The 15,144-nt window shown below is 44.1% G+C and carries 12 protein-coding genes and 1 tRNA gene; 8 read left to right on the top strand and 5 right to left on the bottom strand.

Annotated elements, in window-relative coordinates; all coding sequences use genetic code 11:
- Positions 1 to 20 precede the first annotated feature (20 nt).
- From nikC to P855_RS20835, 5 genes are all read right to left on the bottom strand, one after another.
- A complete protein-coding gene (gene nikC, locus P855_RS0111385; RefSeq protein ID WP_028783690.1) occupies positions 21 to 890 on the bottom strand; it encodes a nickel transporter permease in 870 nt (289 codons plus the stop codon).
- Between the two features lie 44 nt (positions 891 to 934).
- On the bottom strand, positions 935 to 1,939 hold the full coding sequence (locus tag P855_RS0111380; RefSeq protein ID WP_028783689.1) for an ABC transporter permease: 1,005 nt from the start codon (positions 1,937 to 1,939) through the stop codon (positions 935 to 937).
- Positions 1,940 to 2,079: 140 nt separating this feature from the next.
- Complete coding sequence (locus P855_RS0111375) at positions 2,080 to 3,717, bottom strand: ABC transporter substrate-binding protein (RefSeq protein WP_028783688.1); 1,638 nt, start codon at positions 3,715 to 3,717, stop codon at positions 2,080 to 2,082.
- Positions 3,718 to 3,754: 37 nt separating this feature from the next.
- Positions 3,755 to 4,756, bottom strand: coding sequence for an ABC transporter ATP-binding protein (locus P855_RS20840; protein WP_051353186.1), 1,002 nt, complete (start codon positions 4,754 to 4,756; stop codon positions 3,755 to 3,757).
- Positions 4,749 to 5,750 carry an ABC transporter ATP-binding protein gene (locus P855_RS20835; RefSeq protein ID WP_037986014.1) on the bottom strand — a complete coding sequence of 334 codons (1,002 nt, stop codon included), beginning with the start codon at positions 5,748 to 5,750 and terminating at the stop codon, positions 4,749 to 4,751. The genes P855_RS20840 and P855_RS20835 overlap by 8 nt, the downstream gene beginning before the upstream one ends.
- 210 nt (positions 5,751 to 5,960) lie before the next feature.
- Between P855_RS20835 and P855_RS0111360 the strand changes: the two genes are divergently transcribed.
- The 8 genes from P855_RS0111360 (at position 5,961) to eno (ending at position 14,250) form a co-directional block, all read left to right on the top strand.
- A tRNA-Arg gene (locus P855_RS0111360) sits at positions 5,961 to 6,034 on the top strand.
- A gap of 832 nt (positions 6,035 to 6,866) precedes the next feature.
- Positions 6,867 to 7,109 carry a glutaredoxin family protein gene (locus P855_RS0111350; RefSeq protein ID WP_327084780.1) on the top strand — a complete coding sequence of 81 codons (243 nt, stop codon included), beginning with the start codon at positions 6,867 to 6,869 and terminating at the stop codon, positions 7,107 to 7,109.
- A 147-nt stretch (positions 7,110 to 7,256) separates the two neighbouring features.
- Entirely contained in the window at positions 7,257 to 8,288 is a 1,032-nt protein-coding gene (locus tag P855_RS0111345; protein WP_028783685.1) for a sugar-binding transcriptional regulator, read from the top strand.
- Positions 8,289 to 8,330: 42 nt separating this feature from the next.
- On the top strand, positions 8,331 to 9,338 hold the full coding sequence (gene gap, locus P855_RS0111340; protein WP_028783684.1) for a type I glyceraldehyde-3-phosphate dehydrogenase: 1,008 nt from the start codon (positions 8,331 to 8,333) through the stop codon (positions 9,336 to 9,338).
- Between the two features lie 106 nt (positions 9,339 to 9,444).
- On the top strand, positions 9,445 to 10,626 hold the full coding sequence (locus tag P855_RS0111335; protein ID WP_028783683.1) for a phosphoglycerate kinase: 1,182 nt from the start codon (positions 9,445 to 9,447) through the stop codon (positions 10,624 to 10,626).
- 18 nt (positions 10,627 to 10,644) lie between these two features.
- Positions 10,645 to 11,406, top strand: coding sequence for a triose-phosphate isomerase (tpiA, locus tag P855_RS0111330; RefSeq protein WP_028783682.1), 762 nt, complete (start codon positions 10,645 to 10,647; stop codon positions 11,404 to 11,406).
- A complete protein-coding gene (gene gpmI, locus P855_RS0111325) occupies positions 11,399 to 12,937 on the top strand; it encodes a 2,3-bisphosphoglycerate-independent phosphoglycerate mutase (protein WP_028783681.1) in 1,539 nt (512 codons plus the stop codon). Before tpiA ends, gpmI begins: the two co-directional genes overlap by 8 nt.
- A 26-nt stretch (positions 12,938 to 12,963) precedes the next feature.
- Positions 12,964 to 14,250 (top strand): phosphopyruvate hydratase, encoded by a 1,287-nt coding sequence (eno, locus tag P855_RS0111320; RefSeq protein ID WP_028783680.1) that lies wholly within the window; start codon positions 12,964 to 12,966, stop codon positions 14,248 to 14,250.
- Positions 14,251 to 15,144: the final 894 nt, after the last annotated feature.

Here is a 15,144-nt window from a genome sequence, read left to right as displayed (position 1 = left end):
GTTAATGGAAGATTATGCTCTTATTGTTTTAGTCGTGGATCGAGTGCATCGCGTAAGCCGTCACCCAAAAGGTTGAATCCAAGTACTACCAGCAGAATAGCGAAGCCTGGGAACATGACCACCCATGGGGCAGTTTGCAGAGCCGAGCGTCCATCACTAAGCATCGCCCCCCATTCTGGAAGCGGAGGCTGTGCTCCTAAACCTAAGAAGCTCAATCCTGCCGCATCAAGAATAGCAGTACCTATTGTCAGGGTAGCCTGAACGATGATTGGTGCCAAACAGTTTGGCAATACATGTGAAAATAAGATCCTGCCGTTTTTAGCTCCAATGACCCGGGAGGCTTCGATATACTCCGTTTCTTTTACAGATAGAACAGTCGACCGCACAATTCTGGCAAAGTGGGGGACACCGACGATGCCGACAGCAATCATGGCATTGGTCAAGCTCTTTCCTAAGACGGCAACCAGGGCAATCGCTAATAGAATACTAGGGAAAGCCATCATAATGTCTATCAGGCGCATGATAATCTGATCGACCCACCTGCCGAAGTATCCTGCCACCGCACCGAGAAACACGCCGACTATCATCGAGATTCCTACGGTGATCACCCCGATTTGGATGGTGATCCGTGAACCATGGACGAGTCGGGAGAATATATCCCGGCCAAGTTCATCCGTTCCTAACCAATGCTCTGCTGAAGGGGCCTGGTAGCGATTGATAATGCTTTGGTCGGTAGGGGAGTGAGTAGCGATTTGAGGCGCGAACGCCGCGATAATGATCAATAATGATATGATGATCAATCCGATTAATGACGTTTTACTTTTGACTACCCTGGATAAGGAATCAAGCCAAAGGCTCGAGTTCTTCTTTTGTTTTAGTGCTGAATCCATTTGATCCGCTTTTGCTTCTGCAGCCAAGTCTTCCACATCCTTTCCTAATCCAGTTTGATTCTAGGGTCGAATAACGTATACAGGATATCAGTGATCAAATTCACCAATACAAATATGACAGCGATTATTAATATTGTGCTTTGTACTACTGGATAATCACGACTGAGAATAGCATCGACGACATAACGGCCTACTCCCGGCCAGGAAAAAATCGTTTCCGTCAATACAGCACCTCCTAAGAGGAATCCAAACTGCAATCCAATGACAGTGAGAACCGGAAGGGAAGCGTTTTTTAATGCGTGTTGAAAGACGACCAACCGGCCGGCCAGCCCTTTTGCGTTAGCGGTCCGTATGTAGTCCTGCTTCATGACTTCTAACATGCTTGAACGGGTCATACGAGCTATGATGGCCATAGGAATGGTTGCAAGCGCTAATCCTGGCATCAATAAATGCTTTAGTGCATCGACGAATGCTTCACCATTCAAGGTCAGGATGCTGTCTAACAAATACAGGTTAGTAACGGTTGTCAACTCAATATCATTGGATAGCCTTCCGGATGGCGGCAACCAATTCAATTCAACAGAAAATAGCCAAATCATCATTAAGCCCAGCCAGAATATCGGCATCGAAACACCGAACAATGCACCACTCATACTGAGGTTATCAAACCAAGAGTATTGTTTTACGGCAGCAATCACTCCGGCAAGTACTCCGACTACGACGGCGATGGTCATAGCAAACAGTGTCAACTCGATGGTTGCAGGTAAACGGCCGCCTATTTCGGCTGCAACCGATTCTTTTGATTTAATGGACTCACCAAGATCTCCTGTAGCGATTTTCCCCATGAAATTACCATACTGGACAATTAGAGGATCATTTAAATTCAATTCTTCCCGCAGCATTTCCAGCTGGGTTTCTGTAGCTTTTTCTCCTAAAATACTTCTGGCAGGATCGCCCGGCACCAGATGCATGAGTGAAAAAGCGAGTATAGATACGCCGATGACCACGGGTACAAGTGATACAAGACGTCTGATAATATAATTGAGCATGCTGCATTCCTCCAAATTTAAAAAGCTGTGCAAAGGGAAGGATTCCTATATAAAGAACCCAACCCTTTGTTTTCATACAGCCTTTTTCTTTGCCTGATCGTAAGGGAGGTGGAAGGGGGGTTCCCTTCCATTAACCTCAATTAGTTCAATTCTAAGTAGTTGAACGGTTCACTTCCTGTTGGATGAGGGATATAATTCTTAACCTCTTTTTTAACAGCAAGCGGTGGTGTAGTATGAGCAATTGGGAACCAAGGTGCATCTTCATGAATGATTTCCTGTGCTTCTTTATAAAGACTGCTTCGTTTATCCTGGTCCAGCTCCGTTTGCGCTTTTTTCAGGATGTCATGAAGTTCATCGTTTTTATAGAAAGCGATGTTTCCTGCAGAACCTTTCTTTGCATTATCTTTATCCAAAAGGACATACAGGAAATTGTCAGGGTCGCCATTGTCACCAGTCCAGCCAAGGAACGCCATATCATGTTCGCCATTTTCGGTAGCACTCAAGTGAGAGTCCCACTCGTTTTCTACGATTTCTACTTCAATATTTACTTCTTTAAGCATTTCCTGGATAGCCTGTGCTGCAAATTTCGGTTGCGGCAAGTAAGGACGAGGGTTAGACATGGTATAAAGTGTCAAGCTCATGCCATCGCCATATCCTGCTTCAGCCAGCAATGATTTTGCTTTTTCGACATCATAGCCATAGTCTTCGATTTCATCGTTATATCCCCAAAGAGATGGTGGCATTGGGTTTTTAGCCGGCTTCCCGATACCTTCAAATAATGTCAGCAATTTTTCTTTATCAATTGCCAGATTGATTGCCTGACGGACTTTCTTGTCTTGCAGAGGGCCTTCTTTATCCGTATTCATTGCCATGTAAGAAACGTTCATGGATGGGCGACGGATGATTTGCAGGGCATCATCTTCTTCTGCCTGTTGGATATCCTGTGGATTCATTCCGTTCATTGCATCAATAGAACCAGCCTGGAGTTCCATAAAGCGTGCGCCATTATCAGGAATGACACGGAAGATGACTTTATCCACTTTTGCTGTTTCACCAAAGTAATCTTCGTTTTTAGACAACGTAATGCTGTCATCCTGTTTCCATTCTTCAAATACGAATGGGCCGGTACCTACTGGGTTTTTGAAATAATCTTCCCCATGTTTTTTAATAGCATCCGGACTTGCAATACCGAATGGAGGCATAGCTAGAGTATTCAAAAACGGTGCATTTGGCTCAGACAAGGTGAAAGTGACTTCATAGTCACCGGTAGCTTCCACCTTTTCAATGATCCCGCCTGGATCTTCCTCAGATGCGCCAAACATGTAACCGTAATAGACATATTCTGCTCCCTCTGTCCATCGTTCGAAGTTGAACACGACATCTTCAGCAGTGAAATCGGTGCCATCATGGAATTTTACATCATCACGTAGTTGGAACGTCCATTTCAGACCATCTTCACTAGTTTTCCAGTCGGAAGCCAAAGCAGGTTTGACTTCTGTTCCTTCCTGTTCATAACGGACAAGTGTGTCATAAATCTGATTGGTGACATAAATGGACTCACCATCTGTAACTTTGGAAGGGTCCAGTTGTTCAGAGTCTGCTCCACGGCCAAATACGAATGTATCGCTTCCGCCGCTGCTTTCCTCAGCAGAATCAGCAGTATCCTGGCTGTCAGAATCACCTTCCGAATTAGCTTCATCGTTGCTGCTGCATCCAGCGACAACCAGCACCATCATTGCAAACAGTGTCAGTAACATCCAAAGTGCTTTTTTCTTCACATTAGTTCCCCCTTATGGAAATTTAATAAAATAAGTATTAGACAGGTGTCGGTTCCGTAGCTTCGACCACCTCCTTAACGAGATGACAGGCCACTTGATGTTCTGCGCCAGGTACCTGTTTTAAGACCGGTTTTTCCTGTTTGCATATAGCTTCTGCCCAAGGGCATCTCGTATGGAATTTGCATCCCTGAGGTGGGTTGGAAGGAGAGGGAAGGTCTCCCTGAAGCATGATCCGTTCCCGTTTTTCTGCAGGACGGGCCTCGGGAATGGACGAAAGCAGTGCTTTTGTATAAGGGTGTTTAGGGTTCCCATAAAGTTCCTCGACTTCTCCTGTTTCAACGATTTCACCAAGGTACATGACTGCTACACGGTCACTGATATGATGAACGACACTCAAATCATGGGCGATGAAGATATAAGTAAGGTTGAATTCCTTTTGTAAGTCTTCCATCAGATTGATGACTTGAGCCTGGATGGAAACATCCAGTGCCGAAACCGGTTCATCACATATAATCAATTCTGGATCCAGTGCCAATGCTCTTGCGATCCCGATACGCTGCCGTTGTCCTCCACTGAATTCATGTGGATAACGGGATTTATGATAAGTATCGAGTCCGACCACTTCCAAGAGGCGATCAAGTTTTTGCTGGCGTTTCTCTTTTGACATACCGAAAATTTTCATCGGTTCGGTTACTGTCTGCTCGATCGTTTTCCGGGGATTCAGAGAAGCATATGGATCCTGGAAAATCAATTGCATTTCTTTACGCAGCTTCCGCAGCTCCTCCCCTTTGACATTGGTAATGTCCTGTCCCTTATAAATGATTTGCCCTTCTGTTGGATCGAGTAATTTTAAAATGGTTCTGCCGGCGGTAGACTTTCCACATCCGCTTTCCCCGACCAACCCAAGGGTTTCTCCTTTTTTGACCGTTAGAGAGATGCCATCGACTGCTTGTACAGCACCGGTCTTTTTCGGGAACACGGCACCTTTATATATAGGGAAATGCTTTTTCAGGTTTTGGACACGTAATAGTTCACTCATGAATGATCACCTTCTCTTCCTGTTCATAGAGCAGGCACCGGACAAAGTGGTCTGCTTCATCTTCCAATAGTGCAGGATCCTTTGTCAGACATTCCTCTTGAACATGTGTGCAACGGGGAGCGAAACTACAGCCTTTCGGTAAGTCCCGTAAATCAGGTGGAAGACCTTTGATCGCTTCCAGTCTTTCCTTGCGGTTGTGAATTTGAGGGATTGATGACAGTAAGCCCCATGTATAAGGGTGTTTTGGGTGGTCGAATAGTTCCTTGATACTTGAAAATTCTACGGGTTTGCCACCATACATCACCATGACACGGTCACACACTTCGGCTACTACACCAAGGTCGTGGGTAATCATGATGATCGCCATCCCCAGTTCTTGTTGTAATCTTTTCAAAAGATCAAGTATTTGCGCCTGGATGGTTACATCCAGTGCAGTAGTGGGTTCATCGGCTATCAGCACTTTCGGATTACATGCCAGCGCCATTGCAATCATCACCCGTTGCCGCATCCCTCCGCTGAATTCATGGGGGTAATTTTTTAATCGCTTAGCAGCATCAGGGATACCCACAAGGTCGAGTAATTCAATGGCACGGTTGCGTGCTTGTTGTTTGTTCATATCTTCGTGGGTAAGAATCGTTTCCATCATCTGTTTTTCAACGGAGAAGACAGGATTCAGGGAAGTCATGGGATCCTGGAAAATCATCGAAATATCCTTCCCTCGAATTTTTCGCATTTCTTTTTCTTTTTTAAGTAATAAGCTTTCTCCCTGGAAACGGATGTCTCCCGATACGATTTTCCCCGGAGGGGATGGAACTAATTTCATCACTGACATGGCAGTTATACTTTTACCTGAGCCGGATTCACCGACTATTCCTAATGTTTCTCCTGGTTTGACCGAAAAACTAACGCCATCGACAGCTTTGACGACACCAGCTTTCGTGAAAAAATGAGTATGTAAATTTTCTACTTCCAAAATAGGAAGATGATCAGCCATAGCGATCCTCCTTGTGACAAGAACTTCTAAATTTGATGTGCTTTTTATTATACATAAATTCTGAAAATTACGAATTAAATCTCTTTTTTCTCAAAAAAAATTAGAGAGAAATAAAAAGTCCTGTTAACTTTAAAAAATGAAAGAAGGGAAGAAAATTAATTCTTGCGTTTTTGTGCGTATGTGCTTATAATAATCAATGCATGTCATTTTGCGCCCGTAGCTCAGCTGGATAGAGCTATAGATTCCGGTTCTATGTGTCGGAGGTTCGAATCCTCTCGGGCGCGCTATAATAAAAAGCATCTGGTTTTTATGACCAGATGCTTTTTTTTTGTTTATCGGAAAGGCTTTATTAAAGACTGTGGTTGATTATACATAAGAGTTTATTCAATAATAGGTCCGAAAAGTCGAAGACTTGATTTCGAGATGTTTATCTGAATAAAGGTCCGGTGGGGAACAACTCCCTTTCCGCGGGCATGCGCTGAGCCTCCTCAGACTAAGATATAACAGAGAGATTGGAAAATATTACGGAAGTTGTAAAACAATCGTCAACGAACAGATGTTTTTATATAGCAGAAACCATGTTATGATAGTTAGGAGATAAAACATGAGTGCTGTATGCCAGTCTCATCATAAAATGGGGTGTTGAAAACGAAACTACTTCGTTACAAAATTTTGTATACGGAACAGATATCTGAAGATCGGCGTATCCATATTTTTGATATGGCTTCCCAGCTTAAATTATCTTTCAATTACGCCTCACTGAAAAGAAGTCCTGATAAACGGGCAAAAGAACTATTGAAATTTCTGGAATCGAAAAATACTAAAATTGAATTGGGTTTATATGATCATAAGGGGCGCGCTTCATAGCGTCCTTTTTTACTTTGAGGAAGATTAACTTTTATTAAAGGATTAAAGTATAAAAAATTCTAAGGCTTTCGCCATAAGTACTGGCGACATACCAGGTTTTTCTTCAGATTCATTTGTTATACTGTGTAGTGGAGGTGGAGCAGGACAAGTTGGCTTACGCCCGATTATATGTGAACGTGGTTTATATATAGTGACAGATGGTACAAGAAAAAAGTAAGGTTAAAAGCTTACAGGAGAAGAGGGTGGCTGGTGTTGAAAGAAATTATTTTATACTCAAAGGAAAACTGCTGTCTGTGTGATGATGCAAAAGAATTATTGGAAATTTTGAAAAAAGATTATAATTTTACAGTTTTAGAGAAAGATATCTATAAAGATGATGCATTGCTGGAAAGGTATCAATTTGAAATACCTGTGATTAAAATCGGAGATGAAGAATTGAATTGTGAACAAATTGATATTTTTTCGTTAAGAGAACGTTTACAAGAAAAATAGCTGATTTTTTTTACTTGCGGCGTTATTTGGGTACTGTTATATTTAATCATGTAGAAAATATTTTTTTGCTCTGCGTGGGACGAAATTTGACTAGTCGGGACAAAATCATCCCGGAGGTGGAATTCTTATATTTGAAGGGGCTTTTCCATGAGAGCTTTAATTGATTTACAAAAGAAACTTTTCCCTGATTTACTCGATATTATGCAGCGAAGGTATCAAATCCTGCATTATATCCAGCTGATGGAACCAGTCGGACGAAGAAGTCTGGCAGAAAATATGGAACTTGCGGAACGGACGATCCGCAGTGAGGTCGATTTTCTTAAGCAAGAAGGCTTCGTTGCCATCACCGTAAAAGGGATGCAGATTACTGTTGATGGCAAAATGGTTTTGGATCAGCTGGCTGATTTCATCAAAGAGGTTTCAGGAATCAGTGTTTTAGAAAAACAGTTAAGGGAAAAATTAAATTTAGACCATGTTGTGGTCGTTCCAGGGGACAGCGATGAGCTTCCTTGGGTAAAGCAGGAAATGGGCAGAGCCTGTGTCCATTATTTGAAAAGTATCCTCGAATCGAGCAGCACAATAGCGATAACCGGGGGCACTACGATGGCGGCAGTTGCCGAAATGATGACTCCACTCACCGGGGCGCCTGATTGTTTGTTTGTACCAGCGCGAGGGGGCCTGGGGGAAAAGGTCGAAAATCAGGCCAACACGATTTGTGTAGAGATGGCCAGGAAAGCGAAAGGGGATTACCGCCTCTTATATGTACCTGACCCATTGAGTGAAGATACTTATCACTCGATAACATCCGAGCCGTCGATCAGAGAAATTCTTGGTCTGATCAAGAATTCTGACACCGTCATACATGGGATTGGAAATGCCCTCACCATGGCCGAAAGAAGAAAGACACCACCGGAGCAGATTGATAAAATCAAGCAGTGGCATGCAGTCGGGGAAGCCTTCGGATATTATTTTAACCAACAAGGCGACATAGTCCATAAAGCCAGGACGGTCGGACTGCAGCTTGAGGATCTCACGGATTCCCAGCAGGTAATTGCTGTGGCTGGAGGAGAATCAAAAGCCAGGGCGATTGCTTCCTATTTCAAACCTGGGAAAAGCAATGTGCTTATCACCGATGAAGGTGCAGCTCAACAGCTGGTAAGGGAAGAAATTTCCCTTTAAATAAATAATAATAAACAACCATTATCAAGGAGGAATTTTATAATGACAGTAAAAGTAGGTATTAACGGCTTTGGACGTATTGGACGTAATGTCTTCCGTGCCGCTTTAAACAATAACGACGTAGAAGTGGTAGCAGTAAACGACTTGACTGACGCTGAAATGCTAGCCCACTTATTGCAATATGACACGGTACATGGTGAACTTGGAGAGAAAGTAACTGTTAATGGCAGCAACCTTGTTGTTGGTGGAAAAGAAATCACTGTATTATCTGAAAAAGATCCAGCACAACTTGGCTGGGGCGATCTTGGCGTAGAAGTAGTTATCGAATCTACAGGTCGTTTCACAAACCGTGCCGATGCTAAGAAACACTTGGACGCTGGTGCTAAGAAAGTAGTTATTTCTGCGCCTGCAAAAGAAGAAGATCTTACAATGGTTATGGGTGTAAACGATTCTGCTTATGATCCAGACAACCATCACGTTATTTCTAACGCTTCCTGCACAACGAACTGCCTGGCACCATTTGCAAAAGTGCTTAACGACAAGTTCGGCCTGAAGCGTGGTATGATGACAACTGTCCACTCTTATACTAACGACCAGCAAATCCTTGACCTGCCACATAAGGATTACCGTCGTGCCCGTGCTGCTGCACAAAACATCATCCCTACTACAACTGGTGCAGCAAAAGCTGTTGCAAAAGTATTGCCTGAATTGGATGGCAAGTTGAATGGTATGGCTATGCGTGTTCCAACTCCAAACGTTTCTATCGTAGACTTGGTGGCAGAGCTTGATAAGAATGTTACTGTCGAAGAAGTTAACGCTGCACTGAAAGAAGCTGCAGAAGGTGAATTGAAAGGAATTCTTGGTTACAGTGAAGAACCACTCGTATCCAGTGACTATAATGGAAACACTAACTCTTCAATCATTGATGCCATCTCCACTATGGCAATTGAAAATAACATGGTTAAAGTCGTTTCCTGGTACGACAACGAGTTCGGTTACTCAAACCGTTGTGTCGACTTAGCTGCATTCCTTAAAGAAAAGGGACTTTAATTCAGATAGAGTCGAATCATATGATGTAAAATGAAGGGGGAGGTCCATAGTCCTCCTCCTTTATCGCTTTTAAGACGATTTTCATACCAAAAGGAGGTCCAACGCTGTGAATAAAAAAACAATCCGTGATATTGAGGTACAAGGAAAAAAAGTGTTTTGCCGAGTTGACTTCAATGTACCAATGAGCAACGGAGAAGTTACTGATGACACACGTATTAAAGCAGCATTACCGACAATTTTACATTTAGTTCAGGACGGAGCAAAAGTCATTCTTGCCAGCCACCTGGGTCGTCCAAAAGGAGAGGCTCATGATGAGCTTCGTCTGGACCCTGTAGCCAGGCGCCTGAGCGATTTGCTGGGGCGTACTGTTACGAAGACGGACGAAGTTTACGGTGATGAAGTCAATCGTGCTATCAAAGATATGAAAGACGGCGATGTATTATTGATTGAAAACGTTCGCTTCGAACCTGGTGAGGAAAAGAATGACGAGGTACTGGCAAAAGAGTTTGCTGCGATGGCTGATGTCTATGTAAACGATGCGTTCGGTGCGGCACACCGCGCCCATGCATCTACAGCTGGAGTAGCTAAACACTTGCCGGCAGTTGCGGGCTTCCTGATGGAAAAAGAATTGAATGTGCTGGGACAGGCTCTTTCTGACCCTGACCGCCCATTCACAGCAATTATCGGTGGCGCAAAAGTCAAAGATAAAATTGGTGTCATCGATCATTTACTCGATAAAGTCGATAACCTGATCATCGGTGGCGGACTTGCTTACACTTTCTTGAAAGCCAAGGGCTATGAAATAGGGAAGTCATTACTTGAGGAAGATAAAATCGATTTGGCAAAGCAATTCATGCAAAAAGCAGAAGATAACAATGTCAACTTTCTGATGCCGGAGGACGTCATTGTAGCTGATGATTTCTCTCGTGAAGCGAATACGAAAGAGGTATCTATCGACAGCATTCCTGGTGACTGGGAAGCCCTTGACATCGGACCTAAGACACGGGAAAAATACAGTCAGGTCGTCAAAGATTCCAAACTGATCATCTGGAACGGACCTATGGGAGTATTCGAATTTGAAATATTCGCCAATGGAACGAAAGATGTTTCAGCAGCACTTGCTGAGACAGAAGGCTACACAGTGATCGGTGGCGGTGATTCGGCTGCAGCCGTAGAGAAATTCGGATTTGCTGACAAAATGGATCACGTATCCACAGGTGGAGGAGCTTCACTGGAATTCATGGAAGGAAAAGAACTTCCAGGCGTAGCATTATTGAACGATAAGTAATAAAGGAGAGGTGAGCATATGCGTAAACAAGTAATCGCAGGAAACTGGAAAATGAACAAAGTTTTGAATGAAGCTGAGCAATTCGCACAAGCTGCTAAAAATGAAGTGCCAAGCGAAGAACAAGTAGAATCCGTTGTTTGTGCACCATTTCCTTTTCTTCACACGCTAGTCAAGGAAACAGAAGGCACTCCTTTAAAAGTCGGTGCTCAAAATATGCATTTTGAAGAGAGTGGCGCTTTCACAGGCGAAGTCAGCCCAGTCATGCTGAAAGACTTGGGAGTTTCTTATGTCGTACTTGGACACTCTGAGCGCCGGGAGCTGTTTGGTGAAACAGACGAAGACGTAAACAAAAAGGTCCATGCGGCATTCAAGCACGAGTTGACACCAATTGTATGTGTCGGGGAAACATTGGAGCAGCGTGAAAATAATGAAACGATGAATCATGTCGAAGCACAAGTGAAAAATGCACTCGAAGGCCTGAGTGATGAGCAGGTTCAACAAGTCATTATCGCTTATGAACCAATTTGGGCTATCGGAACAGGCAAAACTTCTTCTGCTGAAGATGCAAATGAAGTATGCAGCCATATCCGTAAAATCGTAAAAGAATTTTCTTCAGAAGAGGCAGCAGAAGCCGTACGTATCCAATATGGCGGCAGTGTCAAGCCGGCAAATGTCGATGACCTGCTTGGTCAGTCTGATATCGATGGCGCACTAGTAGGCGGAGCAAGCCTTGAGGCTGATTCATTCCTAAAACTTGTGGAGGCAGGTAAGCATGAGTAACAATAAGTTAGCAGCCTTGATCATCTTAGATGGCTATGCTCTGCGTGATGAAGAAAAAGGTAACGCAGTCAAGCTGGCCAATACACCTAATTTCGATCGTTACTGGAACCAGTTTCCCCATACGCAGCTGAAGGCATCCGGTGAAGCTGTTGGTCTTCCGGAAGGCCAGATGGGGAATTCCGAGGTGGGACATCTGAATATTGGTGCGGGGCGTATCGTATATCAAAGCCTGACACGAGTGAACTTATCGATTAAAGAAGGCGACTTTTTTGAAAATGAAGCATTCGTGAAGGCAATCGATCATGCCAAACAGCATGATAAAGCATTGCATATCTTTGGTTTGTTATCTTCAGGCGGGGTCCATAGCCATATTGATCACCTGTTTGCCTTGTTGGAATTAGCTGCCCGTCATGATGTGAAGAAAGTATATGTCCACGGCTTCCTGGATGGTCGTGATGTTGGTCAAAAGTCTGCTAAGAAGTATATCCAGCAGACAGAAGATAAAATGGCAGAGCTGGGTGTAGGTGAAATTGCTACGATTTCCGGGCGTTATTACTCCATGGATCGTGACAAGCGCTGGGATCGTGTCAAGAAGTCCTATGATGCGATGGTTTATGGTCAAGGCCCGACTTATCACAGTGCAATGGAAGTTGTAGATGATTCATACGCGAATGAAATTTATGATGAATTTGTGCTCCCATCTGTTATAGTTGACGAGGAAGGTAATCCGAAAGCTAAAATAGAAGAAGAAGATTCCGTTATCTTCTATAACTTCCGACCGGACCGCGCGATTCAGATTTCAAGAACATTTGCTAATGAAGATTTCAGAGACTTCGATCGCGGAGATAAAGCACCGAAGAACCTGCATTTTGTAGGGTTGACGCAATTCAGTGAAACGGTGGATGGCGAAGTGGCTTATGAACCAGTGAATCTTGATAACACTGTCGGAGAAGTTCTGTCACAAAATGATTTGAAACAGCTCCGTATAGCTGAGACAGAAAAGTACCCACATGTTACGTTCTTTATGAGTGGCGGCCGTGAAGCGGAATTTCCTGGAGAAGAACGGATTTTGATCGACTCACCAAAAGTAGCCACTTATGACCTTAAGCCGGAAATGAGCGTTTATGAGGTGACAGATGCTCTTTTAAAAGAGCTGGATGCCGATAAGCATAATGCCATCATCCTGAATTTTGCGAACCCGGATATGGTCGGCCATTCTGGCATGCTGGAACCTACCATTAAAGCGATCGAGGCAGTAGACGAATGCCTTGGCAAAGTCGTGGATAAAATCCACGAAAAAGGTGGACAGGCCATCATTACAGCTGATCATGGCAACTCGGACGAAGTGCTTACGCCAGAAGGAAAGCCGATGACTGCACACACGACGAATCCTGTGCCAGTCATTGTGACAAAGGAAGGCGTGGAGCTCCGGGAAGGCGGTATTTTGGCTGACTTATCGCCGACGCTTCTAGAGCTGCTTAAAGTCGGACAACCAAAAGAAATGACAGGTCAATCATTAATTAAAAAATAATTTTTTTCATAAAGGAGAGTTTTTCAATGCCATATATTACAGATGTTTATGCACGTGAAGTACTGGACTCCCGCGGTAATCCTACAATTGAAGTAGAAGTATATACAGAATCCGGAGCATTCGGTTCTGCACTGGTACCAAGTGGAGCTTCTACCGGTGAATATGAAGCCGTTGAACTTCGTGACGGAGACAAAGACCGCTATCTTGGGAAAGGTGTACAGCAGGCAGTAGAAAACGTCAACGAAAAAATCGGACCTGAATTGTTAGGGTTGGATGTTACACAGCAGGTTGTCATTGATGCTTTGATGATGGAACTTGATGGTACAGAGAACAAAGGTAAATTAGGAGCTAATGCGATCCTGGGTGTGTCCATGGCAGCAGCTCATGCAGCGGCTGACTTTGTAGGTCTTCCATTGTACAAATACCTTGGAGGATTCGCAGCTAAAACACTACCGACTCCAATGATGAACATTCTGAATGGTGGCGAACACGCGGATAATAACGTCGACATACAGGAATTCATGATTATGCCTGTAGGCGCGCCGGACTTCCGTGAAGCATTGCGTATGGGAGCGGAAATTTTCCATTCCTTGAAAAAGGTATTGAAAGAAAAAGGCTACAATACAGGTGTTGGTGATGAAGGCGGCTTTGCACCGAACCTTCAGTCCAACGAAGAAGCACTTTCCACCATCATTGAAGCGATCGAAGCTGCCGGCTATAAGCCTGACGAACAGGTGAAGCTTGCAATGGATGTTGCTGCTTCTGAGGTATATGAAGACGGCAAGTATAACCTGAAAGGTGAAGGCGTTGTCCGTACTTCTGAAGAAATGGTGAATTGGTACGAAGAGATGATCAATAAGTATCCAATCGTATCCATTGAAGACGGTCTTGATGAGAATGACTGGGAAGGCTTTAAGATGCTGACTGACCGTATCGGCGATCGTGTCCAGCTTGTCGGCGACGACTTGTTTGTAACAAACACCAAGAAGCTTAGCCGCGGAATCGAAGAAGGAATCGGTAATTCCATCCTTGTCAAAGTGAACCAGATCGGTACATTGACAGAAACCTTCGAAGCGATTGAAATGGCGAAGAAAGCTGGCTACACAGCAGTCATCTCTCACCGTTCCGGTGAAACAGAAGATGCGACGATCGCTGATATCGCCGTTGCTACTAATGCAGGTCAAATCAAAACCGGTGCACCATCCCGTACGGACCGTGTTGCGAAGTATAACCAATTACTTCGTATCGAAGACCAATTGCTCGGCACTGCGTATTATGCTGGTGACAAGGCTTTCTATAACTTGAACAAATAATTTGAGAGTGGATATACTCAGCTTGCAGGAAACCTATCTGGTTTTCCTGCAAGCTTTTTTAATCCCTGATAACAGTAAAAACTGCCAGATAGAAGTTTTTTAATTATAAAACTTAATTAAATATAGGTGTTAATTTATCAATCGGCTTATTTCATTATACGGCCGAATTGTGGAAGACTCAGTTTCAAGATAAAAGGGGTTCTTTACTAAAAAAGAGTTAGGGGTGGCTTGGAAACTACTCGCTTTCCAGCTTCATCGCCTAGACACTCGCGACATAAGCATCCCATCAACGTGAAGAAAGAACACTTCCCTTTTGATGTTCTGCTTATGCGTGTCGTGTCTCCCAAGGCGATTACGCATTCGTTTTTTTCCTGCGGGGGACCTGGCAAGCTTCCTCGGGCTAAAACCCTGCGGGATCTCGCCTAGTCCCTTCTCCCGCGGGAGTCTCGCAGTTTCCCAACCACCCCATCCGAAGGATGGGAGGAACGAACCCCTGCGATAGATGAAGATGTCTTCCACAAATCATATGGAACTATGATGCAGGTTCTAAGCAGGGTTTTATTAATAAAAAGCTCTTCTTATGGATGAAGGGTTGGGTCCGCATATCAATGTTTCCGTTTTCCTTACCAACGCAAGGAGGGCCGGGAAATTGCGAGACTCCTCGAAAATGCTACGCATTTTCTTCGTGCGGTGTTTATTCAGGAAGCTTAGTCAAAGTCCTATGGGAGGATAGGACATGGTGAGATCCCGCAGGGCGAAGCCTGAGGAAGCTCACGGTCCGCCCATGGAAAGCGAGTGATTTCCCGGACCTCCAGAGCTTCTTAACCGTAACGGAAACAGTTTCTCTCGAAACTGAGTCTTCAGCAATTGGGAGCTTTAACTGTATATCAACAT

It is taken from the genome of Thalassobacillus devorans MSP14, from assembly GCF_000496835.1.
Classification (GTDB): domain Bacteria; phylum Bacillota; class Bacilli; order Bacillales; family Halobacillaceae; genus Thalassobacillus; species Thalassobacillus devorans_B.
The sequence above is the reverse complement of the archived record's forward strand: the minus strand, read 5'-3'. Positions and strand labels throughout refer to the sequence as shown.